Annotated in this window: 22 protein-coding genes, 1 other RNA gene and 6 pseudogenes; 20 read left to right on the top strand and 9 right to left on the bottom strand. The window is 45.3% G+C overall.

What is annotated here, in order from left to right; all coding sequences use genetic code 11:
* Positions 1-67 precede the first annotated feature (67 nt).
* The 6 genes and pseudogenes from FJD32_RS15880 to FJD32_RS15855 all read left to right on the top strand — a co-directional run.
* Entirely contained in the window at positions 68-1,420 is a 1,353-nt protein-coding gene (locus FJD32_RS15880) for an FMN-binding protein (RefSeq protein WP_088586968.1), read from the top strand.
* A 15-nt stretch (positions 1,421-1,435) separates the two neighbouring features.
* The gene (locus tag FJD32_RS15875; protein ID WP_226871897.1) at positions 1,436-1,861 is read left to right on the top strand and encodes a porin; all 426 of its coding nucleotides are present in this window, start codon (positions 1,436-1,438) and stop codon (positions 1,859-1,861) included.
* A 49-nt stretch (positions 1,862-1,910) separates the two neighbouring features.
* Entirely contained in the window at positions 1,911-3,524 is a 1,614-nt protein-coding gene (locus FJD32_RS15870; RefSeq protein WP_037431746.1) for an IS1634 family transposase, read from the top strand.
* A gap of 12 nt (positions 3,525-3,536) precedes the next feature.
* Entirely contained in the window at positions 3,537-3,890 is a 354-nt protein-coding gene (locus FJD32_RS15865; protein WP_226871896.1) for a porin, read from the top strand.
* Between the two features lie 113 nt (positions 3,891-4,003).
* Positions 4,004-5,614, top strand: coding sequence for an IS1634-like element ISSpu7 family transposase (locus FJD32_RS15860; RefSeq protein WP_011787758.1), 1,611 nt, complete (start codon positions 4,004-4,006; stop codon positions 5,612-5,614).
* Between the two features lie 12 nt (positions 5,615-5,626).
* Positions 5,627-6,012, top strand: a pseudogene (locus FJD32_RS15855) (transposase); the annotation flags it as partial.
* Between the two features lie 57 nt (positions 6,013-6,069).
* On the opposite strand, the gene FJD32_RS15850 reads toward FJD32_RS15855, so the two are convergent.
* Positions 6,070-6,993 (bottom strand): IS5-like element ISSpu11 family transposase, encoded by a 924-nt coding sequence (locus FJD32_RS15850; RefSeq protein WP_069455281.1) that lies wholly within the window; start codon positions 6,991-6,993, stop codon positions 6,070-6,072.
* A gap of 81 nt (positions 6,994-7,074) precedes the next feature.
* On the opposite strand from FJD32_RS15850, the pseudogene FJD32_RS15845 reads away from it, so the two are divergent.
* Together FJD32_RS15845 and FJD32_RS15840 are read left to right on the top strand one after the other, a co-directional pair.
* Positions 7,075-7,881: pseudogene (locus FJD32_RS15845) on the top strand (IS3 family transposase); the annotation flags it as partial.
* Between the two features lie 86 nt (positions 7,882-7,967).
* A complete protein-coding gene (locus tag FJD32_RS15840) occupies positions 7,968-8,765 on the top strand; it encodes a hypothetical protein (protein ID WP_122040754.1) in 798 nt (265 codons plus the stop codon).
* An 87-nt stretch (positions 8,766-8,852) separates the two neighbouring features.
* On the opposite strand, the pseudogene FJD32_RS15835 reads toward FJD32_RS15840, so the two are convergent.
* A pseudogene (locus tag FJD32_RS15835) lies at positions 8,853-9,206 on the bottom strand (tyrosine-type recombinase/integrase); the annotation flags it as partial.
* A 74-nt stretch (positions 9,207-9,280) separates the two neighbouring features.
* On the opposite strand from FJD32_RS15835, the gene FJD32_RS15830 reads away from it, so the two are divergent.
* From FJD32_RS15830 to FJD32_RS15820, 3 genes are all read left to right on the top strand, one after another.
* Complete coding sequence (locus FJD32_RS15830; protein WP_088585869.1) at positions 9,281-9,580, top strand: hypothetical protein; 300 nt, start codon at positions 9,281-9,283, stop codon at positions 9,578-9,580.
* Complete coding sequence (gene tnpB / locus FJD32_RS15825) at positions 9,577-9,921, top strand: IS66 family insertion sequence element accessory protein TnpB (protein WP_088585868.1); 345 nt, start codon at positions 9,577-9,579, stop codon at positions 9,919-9,921. The genes FJD32_RS15830 and tnpB overlap by 4 nt, the downstream gene beginning before the upstream one ends.
* An 86-nt stretch (positions 9,922-10,007) precedes the next feature.
* The gene (locus tag FJD32_RS15820) at positions 10,008-11,510 is read left to right on the top strand and encodes an IS66 family transposase (protein ID WP_088585867.1); all 1,503 of its coding nucleotides are present in this window, start codon (positions 10,008-10,010) and stop codon (positions 11,508-11,510) included.
* Positions 11,511-11,533: 23 nt separating this feature from the next.
* Here FJD32_RS15820 and FJD32_RS15815 read toward each other — a convergent pair whose 3' ends face one another.
* On the bottom strand, positions 11,534-12,739 hold the full coding sequence (locus FJD32_RS15815; protein WP_226871913.1) for a flavocytochrome c: 1,206 nt from the start codon (positions 12,737-12,739) through the stop codon (positions 11,534-11,536).
* 204 nt (positions 12,740-12,943) lie between these two features.
* Between FJD32_RS15815 and FJD32_RS15810 the strand changes: the two genes are divergently transcribed.
* Entirely contained in the window at positions 12,944-13,648 is a 705-nt protein-coding gene (locus tag FJD32_RS15810) for a LysR family transcriptional regulator (RefSeq protein ID WP_226871895.1), read from the top strand.
* 3 nt (positions 13,649-13,651) lie between these two features.
* Here FJD32_RS15810 and FJD32_RS15805 read toward each other — a convergent pair.
* Positions 13,652-13,849: pseudogene (locus FJD32_RS15805) on the bottom strand (hypothetical protein); the annotation flags it as partial.
* A 107-nt stretch (positions 13,850-13,956) separates the two neighbouring features.
* Here FJD32_RS15805 and FJD32_RS15800 point away from each other — a divergent pair.
* Positions 13,957-15,165, top strand: coding sequence for an IS4-like element IS10A family transposase (locus FJD32_RS15800; protein WP_001206290.1), 1,209 nt, complete (start codon positions 13,957-13,959; stop codon positions 15,163-15,165).
* Positions 15,166-15,177: 12 nt separating this feature from the next.
* Here FJD32_RS15800 and FJD32_RS15795 read toward each other — a convergent pair.
* A pseudogene (locus FJD32_RS15795) lies at positions 15,178-16,191 on the bottom strand (IS256-like element ISSod4 family transposase); the annotation flags it as partial.
* A gap of 32 nt (positions 16,192-16,223) precedes the next feature.
* Between FJD32_RS15795 and FJD32_RS15790 the strand changes: the two are divergent.
* A complete protein-coding gene (locus FJD32_RS15790; RefSeq protein WP_181159895.1) occupies positions 16,224-16,481 on the top strand; it encodes a hypothetical protein in 258 nt (85 codons plus the stop codon).
* A gap of 137 nt (positions 16,482-16,618) precedes the next feature.
* Here the strand turns inward: FJD32_RS15790 and FJD32_RS15785 are convergent, their stop codons facing one another.
* The 3 genes from FJD32_RS15785 to smpB all read right to left on the bottom strand — a co-directional run bounded on the left by FJD32_RS15785 (position 16,619) and on the right by smpB (position 18,966).
* Positions 16,619-17,863: an integrase domain-containing protein gene (locus FJD32_RS15785; protein WP_088585866.1), complete on the bottom strand. Its 1,245-nt coding sequence runs from the start codon at positions 17,861-17,863 to the stop codon at positions 16,619-16,621.
* Positions 17,864-18,047: 184 nt separating this feature from the next.
* Positions 18,048-18,402, bottom strand: a transfer-messenger RNA (tmRNA) gene (ssrA, locus tag FJD32_RS15780).
* A 72-nt stretch (positions 18,403-18,474) separates the two neighbouring features.
* On the bottom strand, positions 18,475-18,966 hold the full coding sequence (gene smpB, locus FJD32_RS15775) for an SsrA-binding protein SmpB (RefSeq protein ID WP_011071661.1): 492 nt from the start codon (positions 18,964-18,966) through the stop codon (positions 18,475-18,477).
* Between the two features lie 255 nt (positions 18,967-19,221).
* On the opposite strand from smpB, the gene FJD32_RS15770 reads away from it, so the two are divergent.
* Positions 19,222-19,659, top strand: coding sequence for a type II toxin-antitoxin system RatA family toxin (locus tag FJD32_RS15770; protein ID WP_011623526.1), 438 nt, complete (start codon positions 19,222-19,224; stop codon positions 19,657-19,659).
* Positions 19,649-19,984: an RnfH family protein gene (locus FJD32_RS15765; protein WP_037415988.1), complete on the top strand. Its 336-nt coding sequence runs from the start codon at positions 19,649-19,651 to the stop codon at positions 19,982-19,984. The genes FJD32_RS15770 and FJD32_RS15765 overlap by 11 nt, the downstream gene beginning before the upstream one ends.
* Before the next feature lie 77 nt (positions 19,985-20,061).
* Here FJD32_RS15765 and bamE read toward each other — a convergent pair whose 3' ends face one another.
* On the bottom strand, positions 20,062-20,553 hold the full coding sequence (bamE, locus tag FJD32_RS15760; protein WP_037416135.1) for an outer membrane protein assembly factor BamE: 492 nt from the start codon (positions 20,551-20,553) through the stop codon (positions 20,062-20,064).
* 406 nt (positions 20,554-20,959) lie between these two features.
* Here bamE and FJD32_RS15755 point away from each other — a divergent pair.
* The 4 genes and pseudogenes from FJD32_RS15755 to FJD32_RS15740 form a co-directional block, all read left to right on the top strand.
* Positions 20,960-21,682, top strand: a pseudogene (locus FJD32_RS15755) (SAM-dependent methyltransferase); the annotation flags it as partial.
* Positions 21,683-21,761: 79 nt separating this feature from the next.
* On the top strand, positions 21,762-22,970 hold the full coding sequence (locus FJD32_RS15750) for an IS4-like element IS10A family transposase (RefSeq protein WP_001206290.1): 1,209 nt from the start codon (positions 21,762-21,764) through the stop codon (positions 22,968-22,970).
* A gap of 162 nt (positions 22,971-23,132) precedes the next feature.
* Positions 23,133-23,345, top strand: a complete 213-nt coding sequence (locus FJD32_RS15745; RefSeq protein WP_047538087.1) for a hypothetical protein — start codon at positions 23,133-23,135, stop codon at positions 23,343-23,345.
* Between the two features lie 63 nt (positions 23,346-23,408).
* A complete protein-coding gene (locus FJD32_RS15740; protein ID WP_088585865.1) occupies positions 23,409-25,136 on the top strand; it encodes a GGDEF domain-containing protein in 1,728 nt (575 codons plus the stop codon).
* Positions 25,137-25,152 lie beyond the last annotated feature (16 nt).

Here is a 25,152-nt window from a genome sequence, read left to right as displayed (position 1 = left end):
ATCCGCAATTGTCGAATTCTTTCCGAGGTCTATGCTGGCGGCAAGTTCATTAGTTGAAGAGCGTTATATGATGAAAACTGAATTACATTTTAAAAAAAGTTTGCTGGTTAGTGCGGTTGCATTCGCAACATTTGCCTTAGCAGGTTGTGCTAATACCGCACCGCAGGGGAAATATATTGATGGCGTCCATCATGTCAGTGGTAAGGGTAAAAAGAGCGACATCACCCTTGAAGTTAAGGTTGAGCAGGGGAATATCACTCAGGTAAAAACTCTGTCACATAAAGAAACCGAGTCACTGTACCTTAATTCTGAGCGTTTGCTACCCGAGATTGTGAGCCGTAATGGTCATGAGGGGATTGATGCTATTTCAGGCGCAACCTACTCATCTAATGGTATTTTAAAAGCAATCAATGATTTACCTCGTGTAGATGGCAGTAAGCCTGAATATCAAAGCGTGGGTGCTCGCAGCCAAACAGGGGATGATGATTTTAAACTGAAATGGTCTATCCAACCGCGTTTAGGCTTAGTGAAAGGTGATTACTACTTTGAAGAAGCCCGTTTCCGTCAAGGGCATATGGGTAGCATGTTGGTGGTAGTGGATTCAAATAACCTTCAGGATGTGATCCTGGCCGAGTTTAATGAAAGTGGTCGTCCGAATTACTATACCCGCCTTTACCAAAATGTGCCTAAGCGTATGTCTGAATACAATTTCTCCATGGGCAAAAAGAAAGGCACTGCATGGGTTCAATCCGCATTAACCATGGAAAAGTTAATGATGGAAAAAGACCAACTTACCTTTGAGTTAAATCCTCACTACGATCCTAAGTTAGGCAACCAGCTCAGCGAGCCTAACCGATTAAAATATAAAGGTATTGATATTGTTGCTGGCGCCTCAAACAGTATCCAACAATCGATGATCCCTTTGACCGCGAAGATCCACAATCGCATTCAAGCGGGGGCAAGTGATGCGCTTTTTTATCAGCAAGCCGAAAAATTGCTCGATGAAAAAGGTCGCTGGACAGGCGTTACCGCGATGTTGCGGTTAGTGGTTGATAAAAATAGCCACAAAATTACCCATGCCCATTACGATGAAATCTTTGCTGACGAGAAGAAAGATATCCAAGACGCCTCATTGAAAGCATTTTATCGCCAATCCAAATATGACTCGATTAATTATGTTGAACCCGCGCGTATCGGATTTAACGTGATGATTGATGCCTTATCTTCGCATCTGAAAGAGGGTGGTTCGCTGTTCAATATTAATGATTTACCAGCAGCAGGTGATACCGGTAGTTACGCCCAAACCGGCTTTACTAAGCGTTCAGATGCCTGGGATAACTATCTGCGACTCGCTGATGTGTTGTACAAGCAAATGCGTGCCGATGGCGTGATTAATGAACATGCCTTACCTGCTCAGTAATATTGGATACTTAACATGATGAATAAATCATTTGCTATTTCGATGCTTACCTTGGCTCTATGTGCTACACAGGCCGTGGCCGATGAACATAAGTTTTATGGTCGTATCGATTATTCGGTAACCAATTCCGATAGCGGCAGTGCGACGCATAAAAATAAAAGCGGCACCGTATTAGAAAATAACTTTACGCGCATCGGTATTAAAGGCGCTAGCCAATTAACCGACAGCACCTCACTGTTTTACCAAATTGAGGTTGGCGTAAATGGTGAGAGCCAAGATAGTGGCGATAAACCATTCTCAGCACGCCCAACATTTATTGGTGTGAAGCACAGCTCTTATGGTGCCTTAGCGGTTGGACGGATTGATCCGGTATTTAAAATGGCTAAGGGGATGTCTGATGCCGTCATTCCGCACCTAAATTTTGCAATTTTCAGTGCTTGACAGCGATCGGTCATTCTGATCTATTACTCTCTTTTGCAGGTAATTCATCATGGCCGCTCCCGCTATCTCTATCCGTAACCTCGATCACCTTGGCTTGGTCGCCGCACTCTGCCAAGAACTGGGGATTGCCCGCATGATCGATGCCGTACTCCCCAAAACGCCGCCTTTTAAGGTCTCGCATGGTGAAGCCTTGGTCGCCATGATAGTGAACGGTCTCGGCTTTAACAGCTGCACCCTGCACATGTTCCCGCAATTCTTCGCTAACAAGCCGGTGGAGCGCCTGATTGGCCCCGGGATCTGTGCTGATGACCTCAACGATGATGTGCTCGGTCGCTGTCTCGATGCCCTCTTCGAGGCCGATGTCAGCGCCTTGTATCAGGTGATGGCGGCGCAAGTTGTCGAGCGGCTGGGGCTCAAAAGCACCGCAGTGCACCTCGATATCACCAGCTTCCACGTCGATGGCGCCTATGACTGCAACGATGGGGAACCGCTCGGTAAGCTGCAACTGGTGCGTGGTTATAGTCGCGATCACCGGCCAGAGCTGAACCAGGTGATCCTTGAGCTCATCTGTGAAAATCAGGCCGGGCTACCTGTCTATATGCAGGCCCTGAGCGGCAATAGTAATGACACCAAAGCCTTTGCCCAGACCGTTCGTCGCCATTTGAGCAGCCTCAAGGCTGCGCAGGAGAGTCGTTATCTGGTCGGCGATGCCGCACTGTACTGCGCCGATACTTTGCAACTGCTGGCGCAACAGCAGCAACTGTTTGTCACCCGGGTACCTGTCACGTTGAACGAGGCCAAGCAGGCCGTAGCAACAATCGGCGCGCAACCTCTGACTGCCTTGGGCAATGGCTATCATGGCCGTTGGCAAGGTGCCAATTATGCCGGCGTCGCGCAGCGCTGGTTGCTGGTGCGCAGCGAACAGGCCAGCCATCGCGAGCAGCAGACATTGGCCAAAAACCTGCTCAAAGACAGTACTCGCGAGCTCAAAGCCTTCGCCAAATTGTGTGCCCGACGCTTTGCTTGTGAGGCGGATGCCCAAGCTGAGTTGAGTCGTTTTACCGCCAGCTTGATGCTGCTGCAACTGGATGCCGAGGTGGTGAGTGAACCCGTTTATGCAGGGCGTGGCAGACCCAAGCGTGGCGAAGAGCCAATTGGCCATCAGTTTCAAATCCGTGGGTTGGCGGCAACTAGCCTGGCTTGCGTTGAAGAGGCTCGCAACCAGACCGGTGTGTTCATCCTGGCGACCAATGACCACAGCGATACGCTGACCATGGCCGAACTACTCGCCACCTATAAAGCGCAGCAGAATGTCGAACGAGGCTTTCGTTTTCTCAAGAGCCCGGAGTTTTTAACCTCCTCACTGTACCTGAAAAAACCGGAGCGGATTGAAGCGCTGCTGATGGTGATGACCTGTAGCCTGATGATTTATGCCGCGTTGGAGCACCGTATCCGGCAGGGATTAATGGAGCAAAACCGCAGCGTGGCGGATATGAAAAAGAAACCGACCCAGCAGCCGACGGCCCGTTGGATCTTTTTGCGCTTTGGTGGCATCCATGAATATCGACAGGGAGACGCTCCGCCACAAGTAACGGAGCTAACAGGAGACCAGCAGATCATTTTGGAGGTATTGGGTGAACGCTATCGGCAAATTTATTCCTAAATTAGGTGCGGAATGTCGGCTGATGCAATGGACAATTACTCCTTAAAACATGACCGTTTATTTGCCGGTGATAAGCGTTGGGGGGACTCCTTTGAATACAAATCCGCCCATTGGAATAAGTTGCAATTAGGTGTGAGCTATTTATTGGAGGACAATCATTACACTAATAATGATAACCGCCGTGATAATGGCAATTACCAGTTAGCGGTTACCTATGGTGATAAGTTCTTTAAAACGGGCGATGTGTACGCTGCAGTTGCCTACAGTGATGGTGTGGAAGATATTGAAGCTTACCGTGGCGTTGTCCAATATAAGTGGGATAAGTGGCAGTTTGCGACAATGCTACAACCGTCATTCCGCAGCTAATTCCAGAATTTAAATAGTGTGATCTGGCGATCAGCTTTTCATAAAAACTACGACACCATCTTGACCGCGATCGACAGTTTTGATCTATTACTGCTATTTGACGGTCTCAAAATATGTCTACCCATCCTGTTATTAAACGCTTAGATCACCTTGGTCTCATTGCCGCCTTTTGTCACGAAATTGGCCTGCCACGGATGATAGATGCCGTTATCCCAAAATATTCTGACCACAATGTTTCTCATGGTGACGCGGTATTGGCCATGCTCCTAAATGGACTTGGCTTTCATAGCAGAACACTGCACATGTTCTCGGACTTTTTTAAGACCAAGCCTGTATCTAAGCTACTCGCCAAAGACATTGAAGCACACCACCTGACTGATGATGTACTAGGCCGCACATTAGATGCTCTATACGAAGCCGATGTCTCAGCGCTCTATCAGGTTATTGCTGAGCGTGTTGTTGATAAACTGGGCTTGACGACCGATTCTGTTCATCTTGATATCACTAGCTTCCACGTTGATGGTGAGTATGCACAAGATGAAAACACCAACGTGATTAAGCTTGTAAGAGGTTATAGTCGGGATCATAGGCCAGAGCTTAACCAAGTCGTGCTTGAACTCATCTGTGAAAACCAAGCAGGTATTCCTGTTTACATGCAAGCACTGAGTGGTAACACCAATGATGCCAAGGCATTCGCTGAAGTCACTAAAAGACACATACATTGCCTAAAAGCCGCGCAAAATAGTCGTTACTTTATCGCTGATGCCGCTTTGTACACCGAAGAAAGCATCTCCTCGCTAGATGAGCAAAATCAAAAATTCATTACCCGTGTCCCCATGACCATCAAGCTCGCAAAACAAGCACTACTTGCGCTAGAGCCAGAGCAATTAAGCACTATCGGTCATGGCTACTCAGGATGTTGGATAGACTCGGATTACGGAAAGGTCAATCAACGTTGGTTGCTCGTTCACAGTGAACAGGCCACCAAGCGGGAAGAAATCACTTTCTTCAAGAACTTAGAGAAAAACATAGCAAAAGAAATCAAAGCGTTGGAAAAGCTAAGTAAAAAACCATTCGCTTGTGAAGTTGACGCAGAATTAGCGTTTAACGATTTCAAGAAACAATGTGACTTACTTGGGTTTGAACAAGGCACTCTCATCAAACAGCCGACTTACTCTCATTCGGGCCGCCCAAAGACAGATGAAGCACCGACAGGATACCAATACTTTATCGAAGCCGCCCCCTTCACCGACCTAGAAAAAGTAAAACTGGCTAAGCTCAAAGTAGGCATGTTTATCCTCGCGACGAATGACACCGACAATGAAGCACTCACCATGGCGGCTCTTCTAGCACATTACAAATCGCAACAAAAAGTCGAGCGCGGCTTCCGTTTTCTAAAAAGCCCTGAGTTTTTAACCTCTTCCATCTTCTTGAAAAAGCCTGAGCGCATTGAAGCGTTGCTAATGATAATGACGTTGAGCTTGCTTGTTTACGCTAGTTTAGAACACAAAATCAGAGAACAACTCGCACAAACCGAAGCGTTCTTCCCAAGTATGGTAAAGAACAAGACGACCTCCAGACCGACGGCACGTTGGGTCTTCTTGCAATTCGAAGGCATAGATACGCTAGAGATTAACGGCCAAAGGTTCATCACTGGACTTCAAGATCACCAAACACAACTACTCAAATTACTCGGTAGATTCTATGAGGTAGTTTATTCCTAAATTAGCTGCGGAATGTCGGATAAAAGTAAACGTGCACGATATAGCGCTGCCATTAAGCTTGAAACCGCTCAATTAGTCGTTGATCAAGGTTACACACAAGAAGCGGCGGCGAAAGCCATGAACGTGGGTAAATCGACGGTCAGTAAGTGGGTAACACAGCTTCAAATCGAGCGCCAAGGGCTTGCGCCTAAAGCCTCACCCATGACGCCTGAGCAGATTGAAATCAAGGCACTTAAACGTGAAATTGAGCGCATCAATCTCGAGAAAGAAATTTTAAAAAAGGCTACAGCTCTATTGATGTCGGACTCGCTGAACAATTCTCGATAATCGAGAAACTCAATCAGAGCAACAAATACCCTATTTCAGTGTTATGCCACGTATTCAACGTGAACCGGAGCAGGGCTTTGTTTCCTAAATCGATTCAGCGAGCAAAGCTCCTCATAATCGTTTGAATATTAAACTACACGGTAAGTTTCAGGCATGCCTAGCCCAGTGAGTTTGTTCAACGCCTTTATCATCGCGTAAGTTTCTCCTACCTGACCGTTATAATTTCGCAGGCTCAATCTGCCACCAAGTAGTTGCTTCACTCTGTACATTGCTGTTTCTGAGATTGACCGCCGATGATAACCATACCGTTTTTTCCACTGTTTATTTGAACCATGAAGCTGTTGCCAACTGACCGCTAAGTTACGCGGATGACCTTGTTCCCAGAGCGCGGCACCTTCCCTCGGTGGAATGAGTACTAAAGCCCGTTTTCTACGAACGGCATCGTGACAGGCTCTTGTGTCGTAAGCACCATCACCTGAGATATTGCGGATTTTGCGATGGGTTTGCTTGAGCAAATTCGGCATAACTTCAGCGTCAGTGACACCGGATAAACTCAGTTCCGCTGCAATAATTTCATGGCTATGGGTATCGACAGCGATATGCAGCTTACGCCACACGCGGCGCTTGCCATCTGTGCCATGTTTCTTCACTTTCCACTCACCTTCGCCATAAACCTTCAAGCCTGTCGAGTCGATAGCCAAGTGCTCAATGGTGCCACGCGTCTTGGTTTTAAAAGCAATCTTGACGGTTTTAGCGCGTTTGCTGATGCAAGTGTAATGTGGGCACGAAAGCGGAATATCAGCCAGTTTAAACACCGAGTTGATAAAGCCTTGTAACGCTCGTAGTGGCATCGAGAAAACACGTTTAACCATCAGCGCGGTGGTAATGGCTAAGTCGCTAAATACGCGTGGTCGACCTTTCCTTGGTTGCTCGGCCTTAGCTTTCCACTGGGCGATAGCGTCCTCATCAATCCAGAAGGTAAGTGAGCCACGATTGATCAGGGCTTGATTGTATTGCTTCCAGTTGATTGTTTTATATTGAGGTTTTGACACGATTGATGGGCGAGTTGATGGGCTATGTCGATCAGATCACCAGCTATGGTTTTAGTTCAACTGATTTAGGAAACAAAGCCCCGGAGCAGTTACCGTTATTGGATGAGCCGCGAGCTTTGTGTAACACCAGAGCAGCGGCTTTTAGAATGTGAAATCAAAGCGATACATACTGAAAGCAAACAGTCTGCGGGTGCGAGAAGTATCGCCACAATCGCCTCTGAACGTGGCTTTGCATTAAGTCGTTATCGGGCAACGCGGTTAATGAAAAAGCTCGGATTAGTGAGTTGCCAACAACCCAAACACCGTTATAGAAAGGCTGAAAATGAGCATGTGACTATCCCTAATGCACTCAAACGGCAATTTGCAGTTGTCGAACCGAACACCGTTTGGTGCGGCGATGTGACGTATATTTGGGCGGGTAATCGTTGGTGCTATTTAGCGGTTGTGCTGGATTTATTTTCGAGAAAGGCCATTGGTTGGGCGATGTCATTTTCACCGGATACTGAGTTAACGGTGAAAGCGTTAGAAATGGCATTTGAATCAAGAGGAAAGCCTAAAAACCTGATATTCCACTCAGACCAAGGCTGCCATTATACCAGCCTGAAATACCGTCAACGGTTGTGGAAATATCAAATCAGCCAGAGCATGAGCCGTCGCGGTAACTGCTGGGATAATGCGCCAATGGAGAGATTTTTCAGGAGTTTAAAAACGGAATGGATCCCGACACAAGGCTATAAGAGTTTTAGCGAAGCTAAACAAGATGTGACCGATTACATCATTGGTTATTACTGTGAAGTCAGGCCACATCATTACAATGCAGGATTGAGCCCAAATGAATCAGAGCGACGATTTTGGGCTGATTCTAAAGCTGTGGCCAAATTTAGTTGACCACTACAGTGTAAGGCGACAGATTGAGGTGACCTATGGTCCTAAAAAATAGTCTCTTATCATGTTTATTATTGGGAGTAAGCTTTATGGCTTCAGCAATGCCTACACAAGTCATTATTTCTAATACATTAGACCATGCTACTGGTAGAATTCGTATTATTGATATAAAAACTCTCGCAACTATAAAAGAATATAATATAAATGCGGGTAATGGTCCTGTTATGCAAGTTTATGGTGATAAATTATCCATTTCCAATGGGGTTTTAAATCCTGGAGAGTATATTCTTAATCTTCAGGACTCTTCTGTTGAGTATTACCCTGAGCGCCGAGGCACCGTTTTTTTTACTGAAGACTCATATATGTATTTTTCAGAAAAAAATAATGCAGGAGAAATTGTTTTTGTTAAAAATGACCAAATTATTACTGCGTTAAAAAGAACCGATGCAAGTTTTCGCCCCCCCAATGTTTATCAATATCTCTCTGGTTACGTAAGCTTTTATTTTTCAAATGGTGACTTATACCTTGTCAATGGGAACGATTTATCCTTTAGTAAGTTTTCATTAAAAGGTTATGCAGATGTGATCTATTTAAATGAAGATAAGGGATTAGCTGTTCACGGTAGAACACTCTATTGTTTGCGGCTTTCCGATGGGCAAGTGCTGAAAACTAAAAAATTATCCTTTTCGGGCAATTTTTATTTTGTAAGCAAAAGCGATGATGGCAGATTTATAACACTTCGAACTTTCAGTATGTCTTTGGTTCCTTGGTCAGATACATTTATGCATGAACGCATCGATTTATATGTATTTGACTTGCAAAATGAGACGCTTGAAAAGCTTGCAAGCAGTGTGGCAGGTAATGGAGTGGGCCTTACGGTGAGATAAAATCAAGTAATTGTTTATAGATGATAGTCCTTGAAGCTTACTGTGAGTACCAAAATGTAGAGGGTGAACTGGCACCCTCTTAACCTTTTAGATTTCTAGCTCGACAAAGTCCTTATCGATATCGTCTTGCTCAATACCGATATATCGCAAGGTGGTTTCTTCGGCGCTATGCCTGAGCATCTTCATTACTCGACCAATGTCTTTGGTTTGTTGATACAGCAGATAGCCACGGGTTTTGCGCATCGAGTGGGTGCCTAAGGCGATTTTGAGCTCTTCACCAATCATCGCCAGGGCACGGCAAATATAGCGGCGTGACAAAGGCGCGGGTTTGATGTTTTTCGCTCGTTGATTACGGTAGGACTGGAACAGGTAGATATGGTTAGGATGCTCGTGCGCAATACGCTGTATCCGTTCCAGCGTTTTTGAGTTGAGCTTGATATTGGTAAGCGGTTAATAAACCCCACATACCAATAATACCAATACTTTGACATAGTGCCTTTTTCATCGGAGGCACTGTGAACCAAGAGCAAAAGCGCGCCCATTGGGCAACAGTTGTTGAGCAACAAAAACAAAGCACGCTTTCCATCAAGCAATTCTGTGCAGACAGCGGCATCAGTTATCAAACCTTCTACTATTGGTCTAAGCGATTGCGTTCTCCTGACGCAACGCAAACACTTCAGCCTATTATTTTCAATGAATATGAAGAGACGAAGGCTGAGTCGGTGATCATTACTTTTGCCAATGGTATTCGCGCTGAATTACCAACAACACTGAGTACCGCTCAGATCAAACACTGGGTGGATGCCTTGCAATGACTCCCTCCGGCAAGGTCTTTCTGGTCTCCGGTGTCACCGACATGCGAAAGTCTATCGATGGTCTGTCGCTCATTGTCGCCGAACAACTCGACATGGACCCGTTCAGCGAGGCCTGGTTTATATTCTGTAATCGCGGACGCGATAAACTCAAAATCTTGTTTTGGGATACCAACGGGTTTTGGCTTTACTATCGCCGTTTGGAGAACGGTACCTTCAAATGGCCTCGCCCGAATTCCCAGGGCGTGATTGTCATCAGCAAACCGCAACTTCACTGGTTGCTCTCTGGGCTGTCACTCGAGAACAACAAAGCCCATCGGCCTTTAAATGGGCTAGAAGTGTGATGCTAGACACTGATCGTAATTTTGCACTTGAACGATCCTTTTTAACCGTCACACTGGGCACCATACAATGCTGTAGATGATGCCCAGTGACCGACTACCCCGATGATATAGAACAACTCAAGGCCATGCTTCTTGCCAAGGATGCATTGTTGCAGGCCAAAGAGGAGGAAGTCGCCGCCCTCAAAACGCAGGTGCAATTGCTCGTTGAGCAGCTCAACCTCAGCAAATCCAAACGCTTCGCTGCCCAAAGCGAAAAAGTCGCCAAAGGAACGTTCAACGAAGCTGAACAGCAAAACGCGTTGCCTTCCTCACCTAAAGAGCGCAGAAAAACGGGTCGTAAACCGCTGCCTGCTGACCTTGAACGCGAGGTGCAAACCCATACCTTAAATGCGCCGTATTGCGACTGCTGTGATGCGCCTTTACATGAATGCGGTAAGGAAATCAGCGAAACCCTGAAAATCCTACCTCAGCGAGTGAGTGTCATTCGCCATGAGCGCACCAAATATGCTTGTCGCCACTGCGAGCAAACAGCCGAAACCAGCAAAGTGGTCACAGCTCCAAAACCGGCGAGTATGCTCCCTAAAAGCCTTGGCAGTGCCGAGGCCTTCGCCGCCGTGGTCACCGCCAAATACGTCGATGCACTGCCGCTCTACCGTCAGGTAGATATCCTGAACCGCTCGGGTATAGATATTAGTCGCGCCACCTTGGCCAACTGGTGTGTGCAGCTTGGCAGTAAAGTGCAGGTCATTATCGATGCAATGAAAGCGCAGCTCCTAAAAGAATCCCTCATCTGCGCCGATGAAACCACGGTGCAAGTGCTCAGAGAAGAAGACAGACAGGCCCAGTCCAAATCCTATATGTGGGTTTATCGCAGCGGCGAGTTCACCCCCAATCCCGTCGTCATCTACGACTATCACCCCAGCCGAGCAGGCGCTTGTGTGCGCGAATTCCTTGGTGATTACCATGGTTATCTGTTGTCAGATGGTTACAGTGCGTATGACACGGTAGACGGTGTCACTCAAGCCGCGTGCATGGCGCATGTGCGCCGCAAGTTCACCGATGCTCAAAAGGCATCCCCTTCGAAAAAGGCAGGGAAACCCGAAAAGGCCCTGGCCTTTATCGCCAAACTGTATGGGATAGAAAAGCGAGCCAAAACGCTGTCGGCCGAAGCCCGCCAACAGCTGAGGATGCAAGAAAGCCTCCCCATATTGAATGACTTCAAAGCGTGGCTCGATAGCCTGAATGTGCTGCCCAAAGGAGCATTAGGCCAGGCCATCACCTACACCAAGAATCAGTGGCCTAAGCTGCTGACCTACCTGGAAGATGGACATATCAGCATCGACAACAATGTGACAGAGCGGGATATCCGGCCGTTCACGACGGGGCGAAAAAACTGGATGTTCTCAACGTCAGTCGGTGGTGCGAAAGCCAGTGCCAATCTGTATAGCTTGGTCATGACGTGTCGGGCGAATGACATCAACCCCTATTATTACTTCCGGCACCTGTTCACGGAGTTGCCAAAGCGTTCAATCGCCGATGATATGTCGGATCTGATGCCATGGAATGTTGATCTCAGTGGAATTGAGTAGGGCTTCACTGGTTCATTAACCGCTTACATACATTCAGACACCTTATCTCTTGGCCCCATTTCATCACAGAACCGGTCACCATCATTATTTAACATGATTGCTCCGGCACCTCGTGCAGTCCCTGAAATAACCATTTTCCCTGCTGCTGCCGTTGGAAAGGCTTGAATTTCTTTTATATCAACAACCTCTGCACCTGCTTTGGGGGCAAAAGTTAGCGCATCTCCTACGTTACCTGGATTGTTTGTTGCATCGACTCCTTTCAAATCTGGGCGATATTTTGCCACTAGTTCATTATTTCGAGCAAAACCACCTGAAGCAATAATGACTGCTTTAGCTCCAAGTATATGTAGTTTCGAGTGTTTTCCTTGAACAAGGACGCCAGTGACAACCCCTTGTTTATCTTGTACTAACTGGATAACTTTACTATTTGTACGCGTTTCAATCCCGAGTTTCTTTGCTGTTTCTTTTAGGGTGTTAACGATTTCAGGACCTGATTTCGCCCCACCTGTAGGCCTATGTAAACGTTCAGCATTATGCCCCCCAGCACTTGATGCTGACGTTAAATCTGCTCCCATTGCTTGTAGCCAATCAATCCCAGCGCTGCCGTTTTCTGTCAAGATTTTAACGAGATTGGGGTTGTTTATGTTATGTCCACCTTTCATTGTATCTTCGTACCACAGTGCCTTACTGTCAGGATAGTTTTTAAGGGCTTGTGTGATTGTTTCTGCGGCAGACATTCCGCCTGCGGCTAACATGCTATTCCCTCCTATATAGGGTTGCTTTTCAAGAATAACGACATCTGCAACACCATGTTGCCTCGCTGAAATAGCCGCAGCATGTCCTGCTGCACCTGCTCCAATAACAACAACTTGGTGTTGTTCAACTGGAGCTTTTGCAAGGGCTGTATCAATCATTTCTTGAGTAACTTTAGGGAATTGATAGCTATCAAGAATGGGCTTGTCATCAGAAAAGGGGATTTTGAACTCATTCTTAAAAGAGTCGTGACAAGTTTGGCAGACGAATACCGGTTGTTTATGGCCCGAGTGGCAACTAGTACATGACACATCAATAAGGTGGCTATGGTGTGGGGATAGTTTTGTTTTTGATTTAGTAGCTAATTTATCCATAGTACCATGACAACTTTCACAGGACTTATTTTCATAACTTTCTGCATCATCAACTTTTATAGGCTTTGTGTGACATGATTGGCAATTATTGCCATTATCAATATGGAATTCTGATAACGTTTGTCCAAAACTAAATGTTGATATAAAAAAGCAGATATAGCTAACGGTAATAACTTGGTGTTAAACATTACTCTTACCTCTCTAGTGTTTTAATTCACATTCATCATTGCTTCAGGGGTGCATGTTGACAAAGCAAAAAAATTAATTTGTCAGAATAGAAAAATTCACTTAACACAAGGAGATGGCATGAGAGTTATACCTCCGATAAAATCGATTATTTATTTTGAGGCAGCAGCTAGACTGCAAAGTTTTAAACTTGCTGCAATGGAACTGAATGTTACGCCTGGTGCAATTAGCCATCAGATAAGTACGTTAGAAGATTTTATTGGTAAAAAAGTATTTGAAAGAGGTAGCAGGAAAGTTACTCTAACCTATTGTGGTTTAAGGTATTATTCTAGAATATCCATGATTTTGCAAAATATGGAAGAAGCTACGGTTGACCTGGGGATTGAAGGGAGTAAGCCAAAAATCAAAATAGCTATACCTCCTTCATTATTAAAGAATTGGCTTCTACCAAGGTTGGTAGATAACAAGCTAAAAGAGCTTAATCGTAGTGTTGAATTCATTGATACATTAGATTACCTTGAATTTTCTAAGTGTGATTTAGATCTGGCAATACGTTATGGCTACGACTCTTGGGATAATCTCTACTCAGTTTTTTTATTTCATGAAGAAATGATCCCAGTATGCCATCCTAATTATTTTAATTCTGATGTTCTTAGCTTTAATCAGGAGATTGTCGATAAACATACTTTGATTTTTACCAACAACCGTTTAGTTCAATGGGATATTGTCATGCAGTATTTTGGAGTAGAGCGAAAATCGAGCCAGAGTAAACTTATCTTTCAAAACTCTATTCAAGAGGGCGTTCAAAATTCTGTGTCAGGCTAATTTTTAAATTTCCAGCACGCTATCTAAACGTCCTTCAAAATAAATCGCTAACTGAGATAAACAAAGGCTCCAATTGTGGATTGGCATGGTCCATTTATCTGAGGCGTTTAATATGCCTGCGTAAAGTAGCTTCAACAAGCTATTTTCATTAGGAAAAGCACCTTTGGTTTTGGTGAGCTTTCTAAATTGGCGATGCACAGCCCTGAAGAATCCCCTGATGATTTACAAATAAATCATCAAATTAGAGTGGAAGCGCATCTTGTTGCATGATCAAATGGTTTCGCTAAAAACTACACTTGGACAACAAGATGCGCGAAGCCAATATCCTACAACATTCTTTACACCAATACTGCCCAGAACTTCACCTAAAACGATTAAACAGCTTGATGCTGGCCTCTAAGGCACTGATTGAATGTAAGACACTGACCTTGACTGAGTTAGGTCGAAATTTACCAACCACGGCCCGAACCAAGCACAACATCAAGCGCATTGATCGTTTGCTCGGCAACACGCATCTGCATCAAGAACGGTTAGCTGTCTACCAATGGCATGCCAGCCTCATCTGTTCTGGTAACCCTATGCCGATTGTGCTCGTCGATTGGTCAGACATCCGAGAGCATAAACGCATCATGGCTCTGCGCGCCTCAATAGCCTTCAATGGCCGCTCTATTACCCTGTATGAGAAGTCCTATCCCCTATCAGAACAATGCTCTAAGGCCTCCCACAACGGTTTTTTAGCGGACTTAGCCAAGATTTTACCTTTGCATGTTACCCCTCTCATCGTGACTGACGCGGGGTTCAAAGTGCCTTGGTACAAAGAGGTTGAGGCGCATGGTTGGTTTTGGCTAAGCCGTATTCGCGGTACAGTTCAATTTGCAGATATTGGCGCTGAAAATTGGCGTGCAGTTCGCAGTACACATGACTTGGCCAACGGTCAAGCGAAGAGCCTGGGTTGTAAGACCTTGACCAAAACTAACCCTATCAATTGCCATCTCACGCTTTATCGTAGCAAACCTAAGGGGCGTACAAATCAGCGTTCAACGAGGACTAATTGCCACCATCCATCGGCAAAAACGTACTCAACATCGGCGAAAGAGCCTTGGGTGTTAGCCAGCAATTTACCACCAGAATCTCGGAGCCCAAAGCAGCTGGTAAACCTGTACGCCAAACGTATGCAAATAGAGGAAACCTTTCGTGACCTCAAAAGCCCGGCATACGGCTTTGGCTTACGCCAAAGTCGTACCAACAGTCCAGAGCGATTCGACATCATCCTACTGATAGCGTTGATGGTTCAATGCCTGTTGTGGCTAGTTGGTTTACACGCACAGCAACAGGGCTGGGATAAGCATTTTCAGGCCAATACCATTGGGCATCGAACGGTACTCTCAACGATTCGCTTGGGATTGGAGGTGCTCAGGCGGCCTGATTATCAAATCACGGAGAAAGAATTGCTGGCGGCCTGGGTATTATTCGCCAATCAGTTGCTCAAATATGGCTATGCTATGGCTGATTTATGAGGGGATCCTTCAGTGCACAGCCTCAACCGCATTGGTCGTGTAAATCACTTTCCTGATATGTTCTGGGTACTTAAAATAATGGGACAAATTATGCCATTTGCGACGCCAAGAGTTGATTACCAGCGGATAAGCATCACCCCATTTGGCCTCCAGTTCGTCCAATGCCATCTCTGCGGCTTCTTTACTCACGGCTCGATACACAGGCTTTAAATCAGCCATAAACGCTTTCTGATTTTTTGAGGCGACATACTTCATTGAGTTGCGGATCTGGTGGATAACACATAGCTGTGTTTCCGTATGAGGGAAGATACTGGCTATGGCCTCAGGGAAACCGGTCAAACCGTCAACACAGGCGATAAGAATATCTTTTACACCACGATTATTAAGATCGGTCAGTACGGATAGCCAGTAATTAGCGCCTTCATTTTCGGACAAGTGAAGCCCTAAAATTTCCTTTTTTCCTTTCATATTAAGCGCTAACAATGTGTAAACGGCTTTACTGACGTAACGCCCATCCTCTTTGACTTTGTAATGTATCGCATCAAGCCAAACGATAGGATAATGGCTATCTAATGGGCGCTGTTGCCACGCTTTAAGTTCGGGGATGAGTTTGTCAGTGATAGCACTGACTGTTGCGTTAGACACATTGAGCCCATACATATCTTCAACATGTTGATTAATATCGCGATAGCTCATACCTATACTGAACATCGATAACACTTTACGTTCGATTTCATCGGTTAGCGTAGTTTGATTTTTCTTAATCAACTGAGGCTCAAAGGTGCCATTGCGGTCTCTAGGCGCGTCTAACTCAAAGTTACCGGACGGATACTTAATGGTCTTAGAGGTTTTGCCATTTTTACGATTAGGCTGAGGATCATGCGCTAAATGCTGCTCAAGCTCAGCCTGGAGAGCCGCTTCAGTGAGTTGCTTGATCAGTGGACCAAGAATGCTGTCTTTACCTGTGAGGCTTTTACCTGATTGCAGATCTTTAAGGGCTTGTTCGAAGTTAAAAGGTTGGGTCATGTGTCATTCCTGTTTTTGAATATTTTACTGAAATGACACAGAATTATGAACACTACCCTATTCAAGCAATAGAAGCTGCAATTCAAGGTGCTGGTATTGCTTATGTGAATCGAATTCTAGTCTCAAAAGAGTTGGCTAATGGACGTTTGATTAAGCCATTTGATATATATATGCCAAAACATAAATCTCCCGCGTATCATCTTGTCAGTACTTATGAGCATATGCAGGATGAATCAACATTTAAGCTATATCAAACCATTTTGGGTTTTGCTAAATCAGTTAAGGCTTAATGAGTTTGATGTCATAATTTTGTAGTTTTTTGAGATTAGAACGCTAAGATATTTTTATACTATTTAATGTAAGCGATGCTCATAGCATTTATGAGCTCGATTGATGTTTTTGTTAACCGAGCTCGCGGTGTTTTTATTTAGCTATTTACAACTTTAAATCCTTTAAAGCTTGATGCAGATAGAGACCCTTTCGAGGCTTCTTCTATATGTCCACTCCACCAGCTCATCATCGGGCGTCTTCTTTCCAAAAAGTCTGTCCTGTTATATGCAGTTCTAACTTGATTGGAGTCTACGTGTGCTAATGCCGATTCAATCAAATCTGGTTCAAAACCCTGTTCATTTAATGTTGTACTGGCTAGAGATCGTAAGCCATGACTGACAAGTCGGTTTGCAAACCCCATACGTTTTAATGCCATATTTGCAGTTTGGCTATTGCAGTGCTCTAGAGGATTGCGATCTGAAGGGAAAACATAAGGCCGATGTCCACTAATAGGCTTCATTGTCTCAAGAAGTGCCAACATTTGCTCTGTCAGTGGGATTGTGTGAACTCGTCTTTTTTTCATTTTCTCAGCTGGAATAGTCCAAGTTTTTTCTTCGAAATTAAACTCATCCCAACGTGTCGAGGCGGCTTCAGAAGGTCTAGTCATAGTGTGTAATTGCCATTCAATTAGGCAACGAGTTGTACGTTTGATGGAGGCATTTGCTAGGGCTAACATTAGCTCAGGTAATTCTTCAGGTTTTAGGGTTGCCATATTTTCTTTTACCGGTTTTTTGAAACCAGCTTTTACTCCAACAAGTGGATTGGCAAAAATTAGGCCGCAGTTAACAGCAAATACCATGACTTCATTTAGGCGTTGAGTGAGCCTTTTCACTGTTTCCAAACTGCCTGAAGCCTCTATAGGGCGAAAAAGCTCAATAATCATCGGTGATGTGATTTTTGATATGGGCATATCTTTGAGTTTGGGGAATACGTGACGCTCAAATGAGCGCCATATATCTGTTGCGTAATCAGTTGTTACACTGTGTTTTTTGGTCTCAATCCACTGAGATGCGACATTAAACAAGGTATGTTCGGTAATACTTTGTTCTTCTAATCGCTTTTGGCTTCGATGCTCTTTGGGATCAATTCCTTGAGCAACCAATGCTCGATTTTCGAGAGTCAATTGCCTTGCTTGAGCTAAAGATATTTCGGGGTAAGTACCCAATCCAATATTGATACGCGCTTTGGTTGTTGGATGACGATAGTTAAAGTTCCAAAGTTTAGACCCATTACATCTGACTCTGAGTTGCAGTCCATCCCCATCCGATAAGACCTTATCCTTGTCATCGGGTTTGATTGATTTGATTTCCTTATCACTAAGACGAGTCGCTCTGGCACACATAGACTATCTCCAAACCGTTTTGGTATTCCAAATAATAGCGACATTTCGCTTGGAATACCATTTGGAATACCAGAGTATATGGCAGTTAATGGACGTCTATGGATAATAATGTATTGTAAGTCATTGATTTTATATTGTTTAAGGCAAGAAAAAAGACGTCCTGAGACGTCTTCGTTCTTATATTTGGTGGAGGCGGCGGGACTTGAACCCGCGTCCAGAAAACCTACATCCAAGGCGCTACATGCTTAGTCTTTCTATTGTTTAACCGTTTGAACTCCGAAAGACAGGATCCCAAACGGTGAGTCCGGTACTGTTTCGCGGTTCACCCCCGGACAGGGTTCCCTCGCTAGCACGATGTGAGATGACCATCAAATCCACTGCCCATGTGCGAAGCGTGTGGTAGATGGCTAGCGGCATTAAGCGGCTAGAGCGTAGTTATCGTCGTTTGCAACTATAACTTTGCGGCTTTTAACGAGGCCAACCGCCCCTCGGCATGCTCCCAGGGTTTCGTGAATCCTGTCGAATCCAGAATCGCCCCCAAGAAAGTTGATTGTAACTCGTAGCGTAAAGATAACCTAGTATCATTTGCTGCAAGTTCAATCGTTTGTTCATTATCCGCGCGTTTTTTCCTTTTTCATTACGCGGGCTTTTTCGACTTCCCATTCGCGCGCTTTAGTATCTTCACGCTTGTCGTGATCTTTTTTACCTTTACCTAGGCCGATTTCCACTTTGACCCAAGCCCCTTTACGCCAGTACATTGAGATAGGGATAATCGAGTAGCCTTGGCGTTCCACTAAACCTGCTAATTTGTCCAACTCTTTACGACTTAACAGTAATTTTTTGAGTCGTATAGGGTCGCACACCACATGGGTAGAGGCGGTATTGAGCGGAATAATGGTACAGCCGTGCATAAAGGCTTCGCCATTTTTCAGGAAGACGTAGCAGTCCGATAGGTTCACTTTACCCATGCGGATAGACTTCACTTCCCATCCCATGAGGGATAGGCCGGCTTCCATTTTTTCTTCGAAACGGTATTCGAAGGTTGCGCGCTTATTACGTGCGATTGTCGCAGGCGCGGCTTTTTTTGAGTTTTTCTTTACCATAGTGGCGCCATTATACGCACGGTGAATCAATTTGAAATGGATATAAGGGTTTATTTGAGCTATTTCAAGCCTTCATTAGTTTGTTGCTGGTTTTTTATACGGTTTTGGCGGTGTCATCATAGGGATATGTGAGGGGTGCGTTTTTTAAGTATCGTGGTAGAATCCAAACCAATTTTTGTTAGCTTCCCTAGAGATTAGGGCGCGCGGAGTTCGCTTGAGACAGCGTGTTTACTTAGATTGAGAGTGCCAAGCTTTATGCCGCAAATTTCTCGAAGTGTGTTAGTTCGTTTTAGTGCGATGCAAATGTATGATTTAGTCAATGATGTTGAGTCGTACAAAGAGTTTTTACCCGGTTGTGTTGGCGGTAAAGTGCTTGAGTTTGATGGTAAAACCATGGTGGCCTCGGTCGATGTGAGTAAGGCGGGGATCCGTAAGACCTTTACCACGCGCAATCAGGTGGTGCCGGGAAAGAGTATCGAGTTAAGACTTGAAAATGGGCCTTTTAAACACTTATTCGGCCAGTGGCGTTTTACCGAGTTGACTGAAGATGCCTGTAAGGTGGAGTTCGATTTAAATTTCGAGTTTTCCAGCTCATTGGTCGATATGGCTTTTGGTAAAGTGTTTAATGATCTTATGGTGTCAATGGTGACGGCATTTACCAGCCGCGCTAAGGTAATTTACAGTGACAAATGAAGCAGATAAGTTCGTCGTCGATGTTATTTATGCGCTGCCGACTCAGCAGAAGGTGATTTCGGTTAGCGTATTGCCCGGCACGAGCGCGATTGACATAGTGCGTCAGAGCAATATGGTGAGTTTTTTCCCTGAGATTGATTTAGAAACGGTAAAGCTTGGGGTGTTTAGCAATGTGATTAAGCATGACCAAGTGATTTTACCTGGGCAGCGAGTAGAGATTTATCGCCCGTTGATTGCCGATCCTAAGGATGTGCGCCGTCGCCGTGCCGATAAGGCCAAGGATGAAGGTCGTGCCAATAAAGTGACCGGTGGACGGGTGTCTTAATCTGTCTGCAACACCAGCACACAAAAAAAGCGCCATGGGCGCTTTTTGTTTTTAAGGTAAGTGTTAAACCAGTGTACTTACTTGATTGGCTTTTGAACTTGCGCTTCGGTTTGATTTTCTTTCACTAATGGCTTTTCATCTGGGCGCTGTGCTGGCACCTGCGGCGCAGATTCTGCGGTGTTTACCATCGGCAACTTACTTTGCTCAAGCGGCGTATTAAACTCTGGGCTTAATTCATAGTCGCCCTTCACTAAGCTTAATTTGTTGCCAGTAAAGTGCAGGATCAGTTCTTTGTGGGTAATGCTCGCATCACGGCCACTCTTATAGTGGTACACATAATACCAAGTGTCATCGGCAAAGCTGTCACGCAGTACTGGGCGACCAAGAATGTATTCGGCCTGCTCTTTGGTCATGTCGATACGCAACTTTTCAACCTGTTGCGGCTCCATGTAGTTGCCTTGCGGAATATCGGGCTTATAGATCAGCCAATCAAACACGCTACAGGCACTGAGCGAAACTGAGAGCGCAATGGCACTCAGCAGGGTAAGACTTTGCTTTTTATTGATCATTGTATGCGCTACTTCTGAAAATCTGGCGGCCATCATACCCAAGCAGTCCCCCCTATGACAAGGGTAATTGGGCGTTGCGGCGCTTATCGTTGCAATTGTGTGAGTTTTCGACCTAAGCGGCTGGCTTTAGTTCGCTGTGTGTGAAGATTTTTATCATGGACACTGATTTACGGCGATTGTTACCTGTATCGCTTTTTGTTTTATATGTACCGTGTAGGGCGGTAATTAGGTCAGAAAATTTTACCAAATGCAGTATTGTGCTGTGGCATTGTTAGCTGAATGTGGGTAGAGTTGTGAAAGTTTTTTGTTTTGATGATCTTAGTGATGGTATTGGTTTTAGAGAGCGTTATTTCAGCGCTTGAATTTATGTATTAATCCGCCGAGATCGCCTTTTTAGGAGAGACCATTGGGATCACTCGTTTGTGTGGGGACGGGGTTACAGCTCGCGGGGCAAATTAGCGTATTAAGCCGCAGCTATATTGAACATGCCGATATTGTATTTTCACTCTTACCCGACGGTTTCTCGCAGCGTTGGTTGACGAAGCTCAACCCCAATGTCATCAATTTGCAGCAGTTTTATGCGCAAAATGGTGAAGTTAAAAATCGCCGAGACACCTACGAGCAAATGGTCAATGCCATTCTAGATGCGGTGAGAGCGGGTAAAAAAACTGTGTGTGCACTCTATGGTCATCCGGGCGTGTTTGCCTGTGTATCCCATATGGCGATAACTCGCGCCAAGGCCGAAGGGTTTTCGGCCAAGATGGAGCCGGGGATTTCGGCCGAAGCTTGCCTGTGGGCCGACTTAGGGATTGACCCTGGCAACTCCGGGCATCAAAGCTTTGAAGCCAGCCAGTTTATGTTTTTCAACCATGTGCCCGATCCCACCACCCACTTATTACTCTGGCAAATCGCGATTGCGGGTGAACATACTCTAACCCAATTTCATACCTCGAGTGATAGATTGCAGATCCTCGTGGAGCAGTTAAATCAATGGTACCCGCTCGAGCATGAGGTGGTCATATACGAAGCGGCCAATTTGCCAATCCAAGCCCCGCGTATCGAGCGTTTACCTTTAGCGAATTTACCCCAAGCACACTTAACACTGAAGAATCCCCTGATGATTTACAAATAAATCATCAAATTAGAGTGGAAGCGCATCTTGTTGCATGATCAAATGGTTTCGCTAAAAACTACACTTGGACAACAAGATGCGCGAAGCCAATATCCTACAACATTCTTTACACCAATACTGCCCAGAACTTCACCTAAAACGATTAAACAGCTTGATGCTGGCCTCTAAGGCGCTGATTGAATGTAAGACACTGACCTTGACTGAGTTAGGTCGAAATTTACCAACCACGGCCCGAACCAAGCACAACATCAAGCGCATTGATCGTTTGCTCGGCAACACGCATCTGCATCAAGAACGGTTAGCTGTCTACCAATGGCATGCCAGCCTCATCTGTTCTGGTAACCCTATGCCGATTGTGCTCGTCGATTGGTCAGACATCCGAGAGCATAAACGCATCATGGCTCTGCGCGCCTCAATAGCCTTCAATGGCCGCTCTATTACCCTGTATGAGAAGTCCTATCCCCTATCAGAACAATGCTCTAAGGCCTCCCACAACGGTTTTTTAGCGGACTTAGCCAAGATTTTACCTTTGCATGTTACCCCTCTCATCGTGACTGACGCGGGGTTCAAAGTGCCTTGGTACAAAGAGGTTGAGGCGCATGGTTGGTTTTGGCTAAGCCGTATTCGCGGTACAGTTCAATTTGCAGATATTGGCGCTGAAAATTGGCGTGCAGTTCGCAGTACACATGACTTGGCCAACGGTCAAGCGAAGAGCCTGGGTTGTAAGACCTTGACCAAAACTAACCCTATCAATTGCCATCTCACGCTTTATCGTAGCAAACCTAAGGGGCGTACAAATCAGCGTTCAACGAGGACTAATTGCCACCATCCATCGGCAAAAACGTACTCAACATCGGCGAAAGAGCCTTGGGTGTTAGCCAGCAATTTACCACCAGAATCTCGGAGCCCAAAGCAGCTGGTAAACCTGTACGCCAAACGTATGCAAATAGAGGAAACCTTTCGTGACCTCAAAAGCCCGGCATACGGCTTTGGCTTACGCCAAAGTCGTACCAACAGTCCAGAGCGATTCGACATCATCCTACTGATAGCGTTGATGGTTCAATGCCTGTTGTGGCTAGTTGGTTTACACGCACAGCAACAGGGCTGGGATAAGCATTTTCAGGCCAATACCATTGGGCATCGAACGGTACTCTCAACGATTCGCTTGGGATTGGAGGTACTCAGGCGGCCTGATTATCAAATCACGGAGAAAGAATTGCTGGCGGCCTGGGTATTATTCGCCAATCAGTTGCTCAAATATGGCTATGCTATGGCTGATTTATGAGGGGATCCTTCAGCACTTAACACCGATTAGTACGTTGTTAATTCCGCCAGCAAAAAAGCTGGAGTACAACTATGCTATTTTGGCTAAGTTAGGGATCGGTCCCGAAGATTTGGGCTAAATTGAAGTGTGATATTGAGTCATTATTAACAATAAGGAGAAAACATGTTTGCATTATCGGATTTTTTTACCCAGTTAGGCCAAGATGCGCAGTTAATGGAAGACTATAAGCAGAATCCCGAGGCGGTGATGCGTGCCCACGGATTAACTGATGAAGAAATTAACGCTGTAATGACTGGGGATATGGAAAAGCTCAAAACGTTAAGTGGCGACCAAGACTATCAAGCCTTCTTATTAGTGAATCATGGTAATAATTAACTTATCTTGAAACGGTTGCGTTGTGCCCTATTAGCCATCTTTGCTTTGTGTTCGACAGCGTTGATGGCTAAATCTATCGATTTTGATCAGGCACTCAATGAGCTTGATGTATTACTGCAATCTGATCTTAGCACTGCGCAGAAAAAACTGGCCGAATATGAGACCGCATTTAGCAGCTTAACCCCGACACAAAAAGGCAGACTAAGAATTGACAGAGCCATTAGCTATATTTTTGTCAGTGAATATGCCAAAGCGTTAGACGATCTGCATCAGGCCGAAACCTTAATCACAAATTCTGAGTTATTAGCATCGGTTTATAGTTATAAAGCCACGGTTTATATAGGGATGCGCGACTATGATAAAGCCTTATCGGCTGTCGCCAAAGCATTAGCCCTAGTGGTGAATATCGATGATGTTACGATTAAACGTCACTCCTATCTAAGAATTGCCAATATTTATTCCGAAATGGATGCTTATAGCGATATGGGCCTCTATGCCAATAAGGTGTTACAACTCGCTCAGGAAACCGATGTTCGCGATATTTGCCATGCCAAATTGCTGCGGGCGATTTACTTGCTCGGTGTGAAAAATCCCGACGCCTTCGATGCCTTCGAAGATAGCCGTCAATATTGTGATGCGAAGCAATTTCCACTTCTGGCGATTATTTCGATGAAAGGCAAAGGGATGGTTTTGCAGGAGCGAGGTGACTATTTAGGCGCGAGAGCGATTTTGCTATTAGCGTTAAAAGGGTATGAAGCTTTTCAATTTCAATTAGAAATCAGCCATGTGCATGCACTACTTGCAGAAAATTACTTTGCAACGGGTGAACTGGTGCAAGCAAAAAGTCACGCAGTTAAGGTGCTCACATTTCCCGATGATAATAGTTATATCGAACATAAGCATATTGCCTACAAAGTGTTTGCCGAGTTGATGGCGGCGGATAAACAATTTGAACAAGCCTATGAATACTCCAGAAAAGAGCAACATTATAATCAACTGATTTTTGATGAGTCGAGGATGAAAACCCTTGCTTATCAGGCGGCTAAGTTTAATGCCGATGAGCAGGCGCGTGAAATCAACTTGCTGAATAAAGAGCGCGAACTTTACATCGCTCAGCAAACGGTAAAAGAGCGCGAGTACACTAATATGCTGATGTTTATCACGATATTAGTGGGCGGGCTGTTTTTCCTCGCGATTTTGTTAGTCGTGGGCAATTTGCAAAAACGGCGTTTTATGCGCATGGCCAGAATGGATGCATTGACGGGCGTGCTTAACCGTGGAGCAGGGCAAGATCTGGGCGAAAATCTATTTGTGCAAGCCGCTGCCCGAGGGGGCGATTTTTGCGTGATTTTATTCGACTTAGACCATTTTAAACGGATTAATGATTCCTACGGCCATGGAACGGGTGACTGGGCGCTGAAAAAAGTCGTGGAAGTATTAAAACCCCATGTGCGCAATGGTGATGTGTTTGCCCGGATTGGCGGTGAGGAATTTGCGCTATTCTTGCCTTACGCCAGTGAATCTAAGGGGATGGAAGTTGCCGAACAATGCCGAAGCCGAATTGAAGCCATTGATACGCATCTGTCGGGGCATAAATTTACTATCACCGCGAGCTTTGGGGTCAGCGGCATGACAACAGAAGACTTAAGCCTAGACCCTCTACTACACCGTGCCGATATGGCACTGTATGCCGCAAAATCCAATGGTCGTAACAGTGTATTCTGTTATGAGGACGCTTTAGCCTCCGATAAACGCGCCACCAATATTACCAGCCAGTTGGTAAGGCCGTAGGGGGTAGAGTTGTATT

Origin of the sequence: Shewanella sp. LC6 (genome assembly GCF_006385735.2) — a bacterium.
In the GTDB taxonomy this organism is placed as follows: domain Bacteria; phylum Pseudomonadota; class Gammaproteobacteria; order Enterobacterales; family Shewanellaceae; genus Shewanella; species Shewanella xiamenensis.
This window is presented reverse-complemented; position numbering and strand designations above follow the sequence as displayed.

Coding starts and splice junctions, on each gene's coding strand:
- FJD32_RS15865 (WP_226871896.1), top strand. CDS start 3,537: ATGTCGGCTGATGCAATGGACAATTACTCCTTAAAACATGACCGTTTA.
- FJD32_RS15870 (WP_037431746.1), top strand. CDS start 1,911: ATGGCCGCTCCCGCTATCTCTATCCGTAACCTCGATCACCTTGGCTTG.
- FJD32_RS15860 (WP_011787758.1), top strand. CDS start 4,004: ATGTCTACCCATCCTGTTATTAAACGCTTAGATCACCTTGGTCTCATT.
- FJD32_RS15880 (WP_088586968.1), top strand. CDS start 68: ATGATGAAAACTGAATTACATTTTAAAAAAAGTTTGCTGGTTAGTGCG.
- FJD32_RS15785 (WP_088585866.1), bottom strand. CDS start 17,863: ATGTGTGCCAGAGCGACTCGTCTTAGTGATAAGGAAATCAAATCAATC.
- FJD32_RS15740 (WP_088585865.1), top strand. CDS start 23,409: ATGGCTAAATCTATCGATTTTGATCAGGCACTCAATGAGCTTGATGTA.
- bamE (WP_037416135.1), bottom strand. CDS start 20,553: ATGATCAATAAAAAGCAAAGTCTTACCCTGCTGAGTGCCATTGCGCTC.
- tnpB (WP_088585868.1), top strand. CDS start 9,577: ATGACTCCCTCCGGCAAGGTCTTTCTGGTCTCCGGTGTCACCGACATG.
- FJD32_RS15875 (WP_226871897.1), top strand. CDS start 1,436: ATGATGAATAAATCATTTGCTATTTCGATGCTTACCTTGGCTCTATGT.
- FJD32_RS15770 (WP_011623526.1), top strand. CDS start 19,222: ATGCCGCAAATTTCTCGAAGTGTGTTAGTTCGTTTTAGTGCGATGCAA.
- FJD32_RS15800 (WP_001206290.1), top strand. CDS start 13,957: ATGCGCGAAGCCAATATCCTACAACATTCTTTACACCAATACTGCCCA.
- FJD32_RS15745 (WP_047538087.1), top strand. CDS start 23,133: ATGTTTGCATTATCGGATTTTTTTACCCAGTTAGGCCAAGATGCGCAG.
- FJD32_RS15790 (WP_181159895.1), top strand. CDS start 16,224: ATGACACAGAATTATGAACACTACCCTATTCAAGCAATAGAAGCTGCA.
- FJD32_RS15750 (WP_001206290.1), top strand. CDS start 21,762: ATGCGCGAAGCCAATATCCTACAACATTCTTTACACCAATACTGCCCA.
- FJD32_RS15810 (WP_226871895.1), top strand. CDS start 12,944: ATGAGAGTTATACCTCCGATAAAATCGATTATTTATTTTGAGGCAGCA.
- FJD32_RS15840 (WP_122040754.1), top strand. CDS start 7,968: ATGGCTTCAGCAATGCCTACACAAGTCATTATTTCTAATACATTAGAC.
- smpB (WP_011071661.1), bottom strand. CDS start 18,966: ATGGTAAAGAAAAACTCAAAAAAAGCCGCGCCTGCGACAATCGCACGT.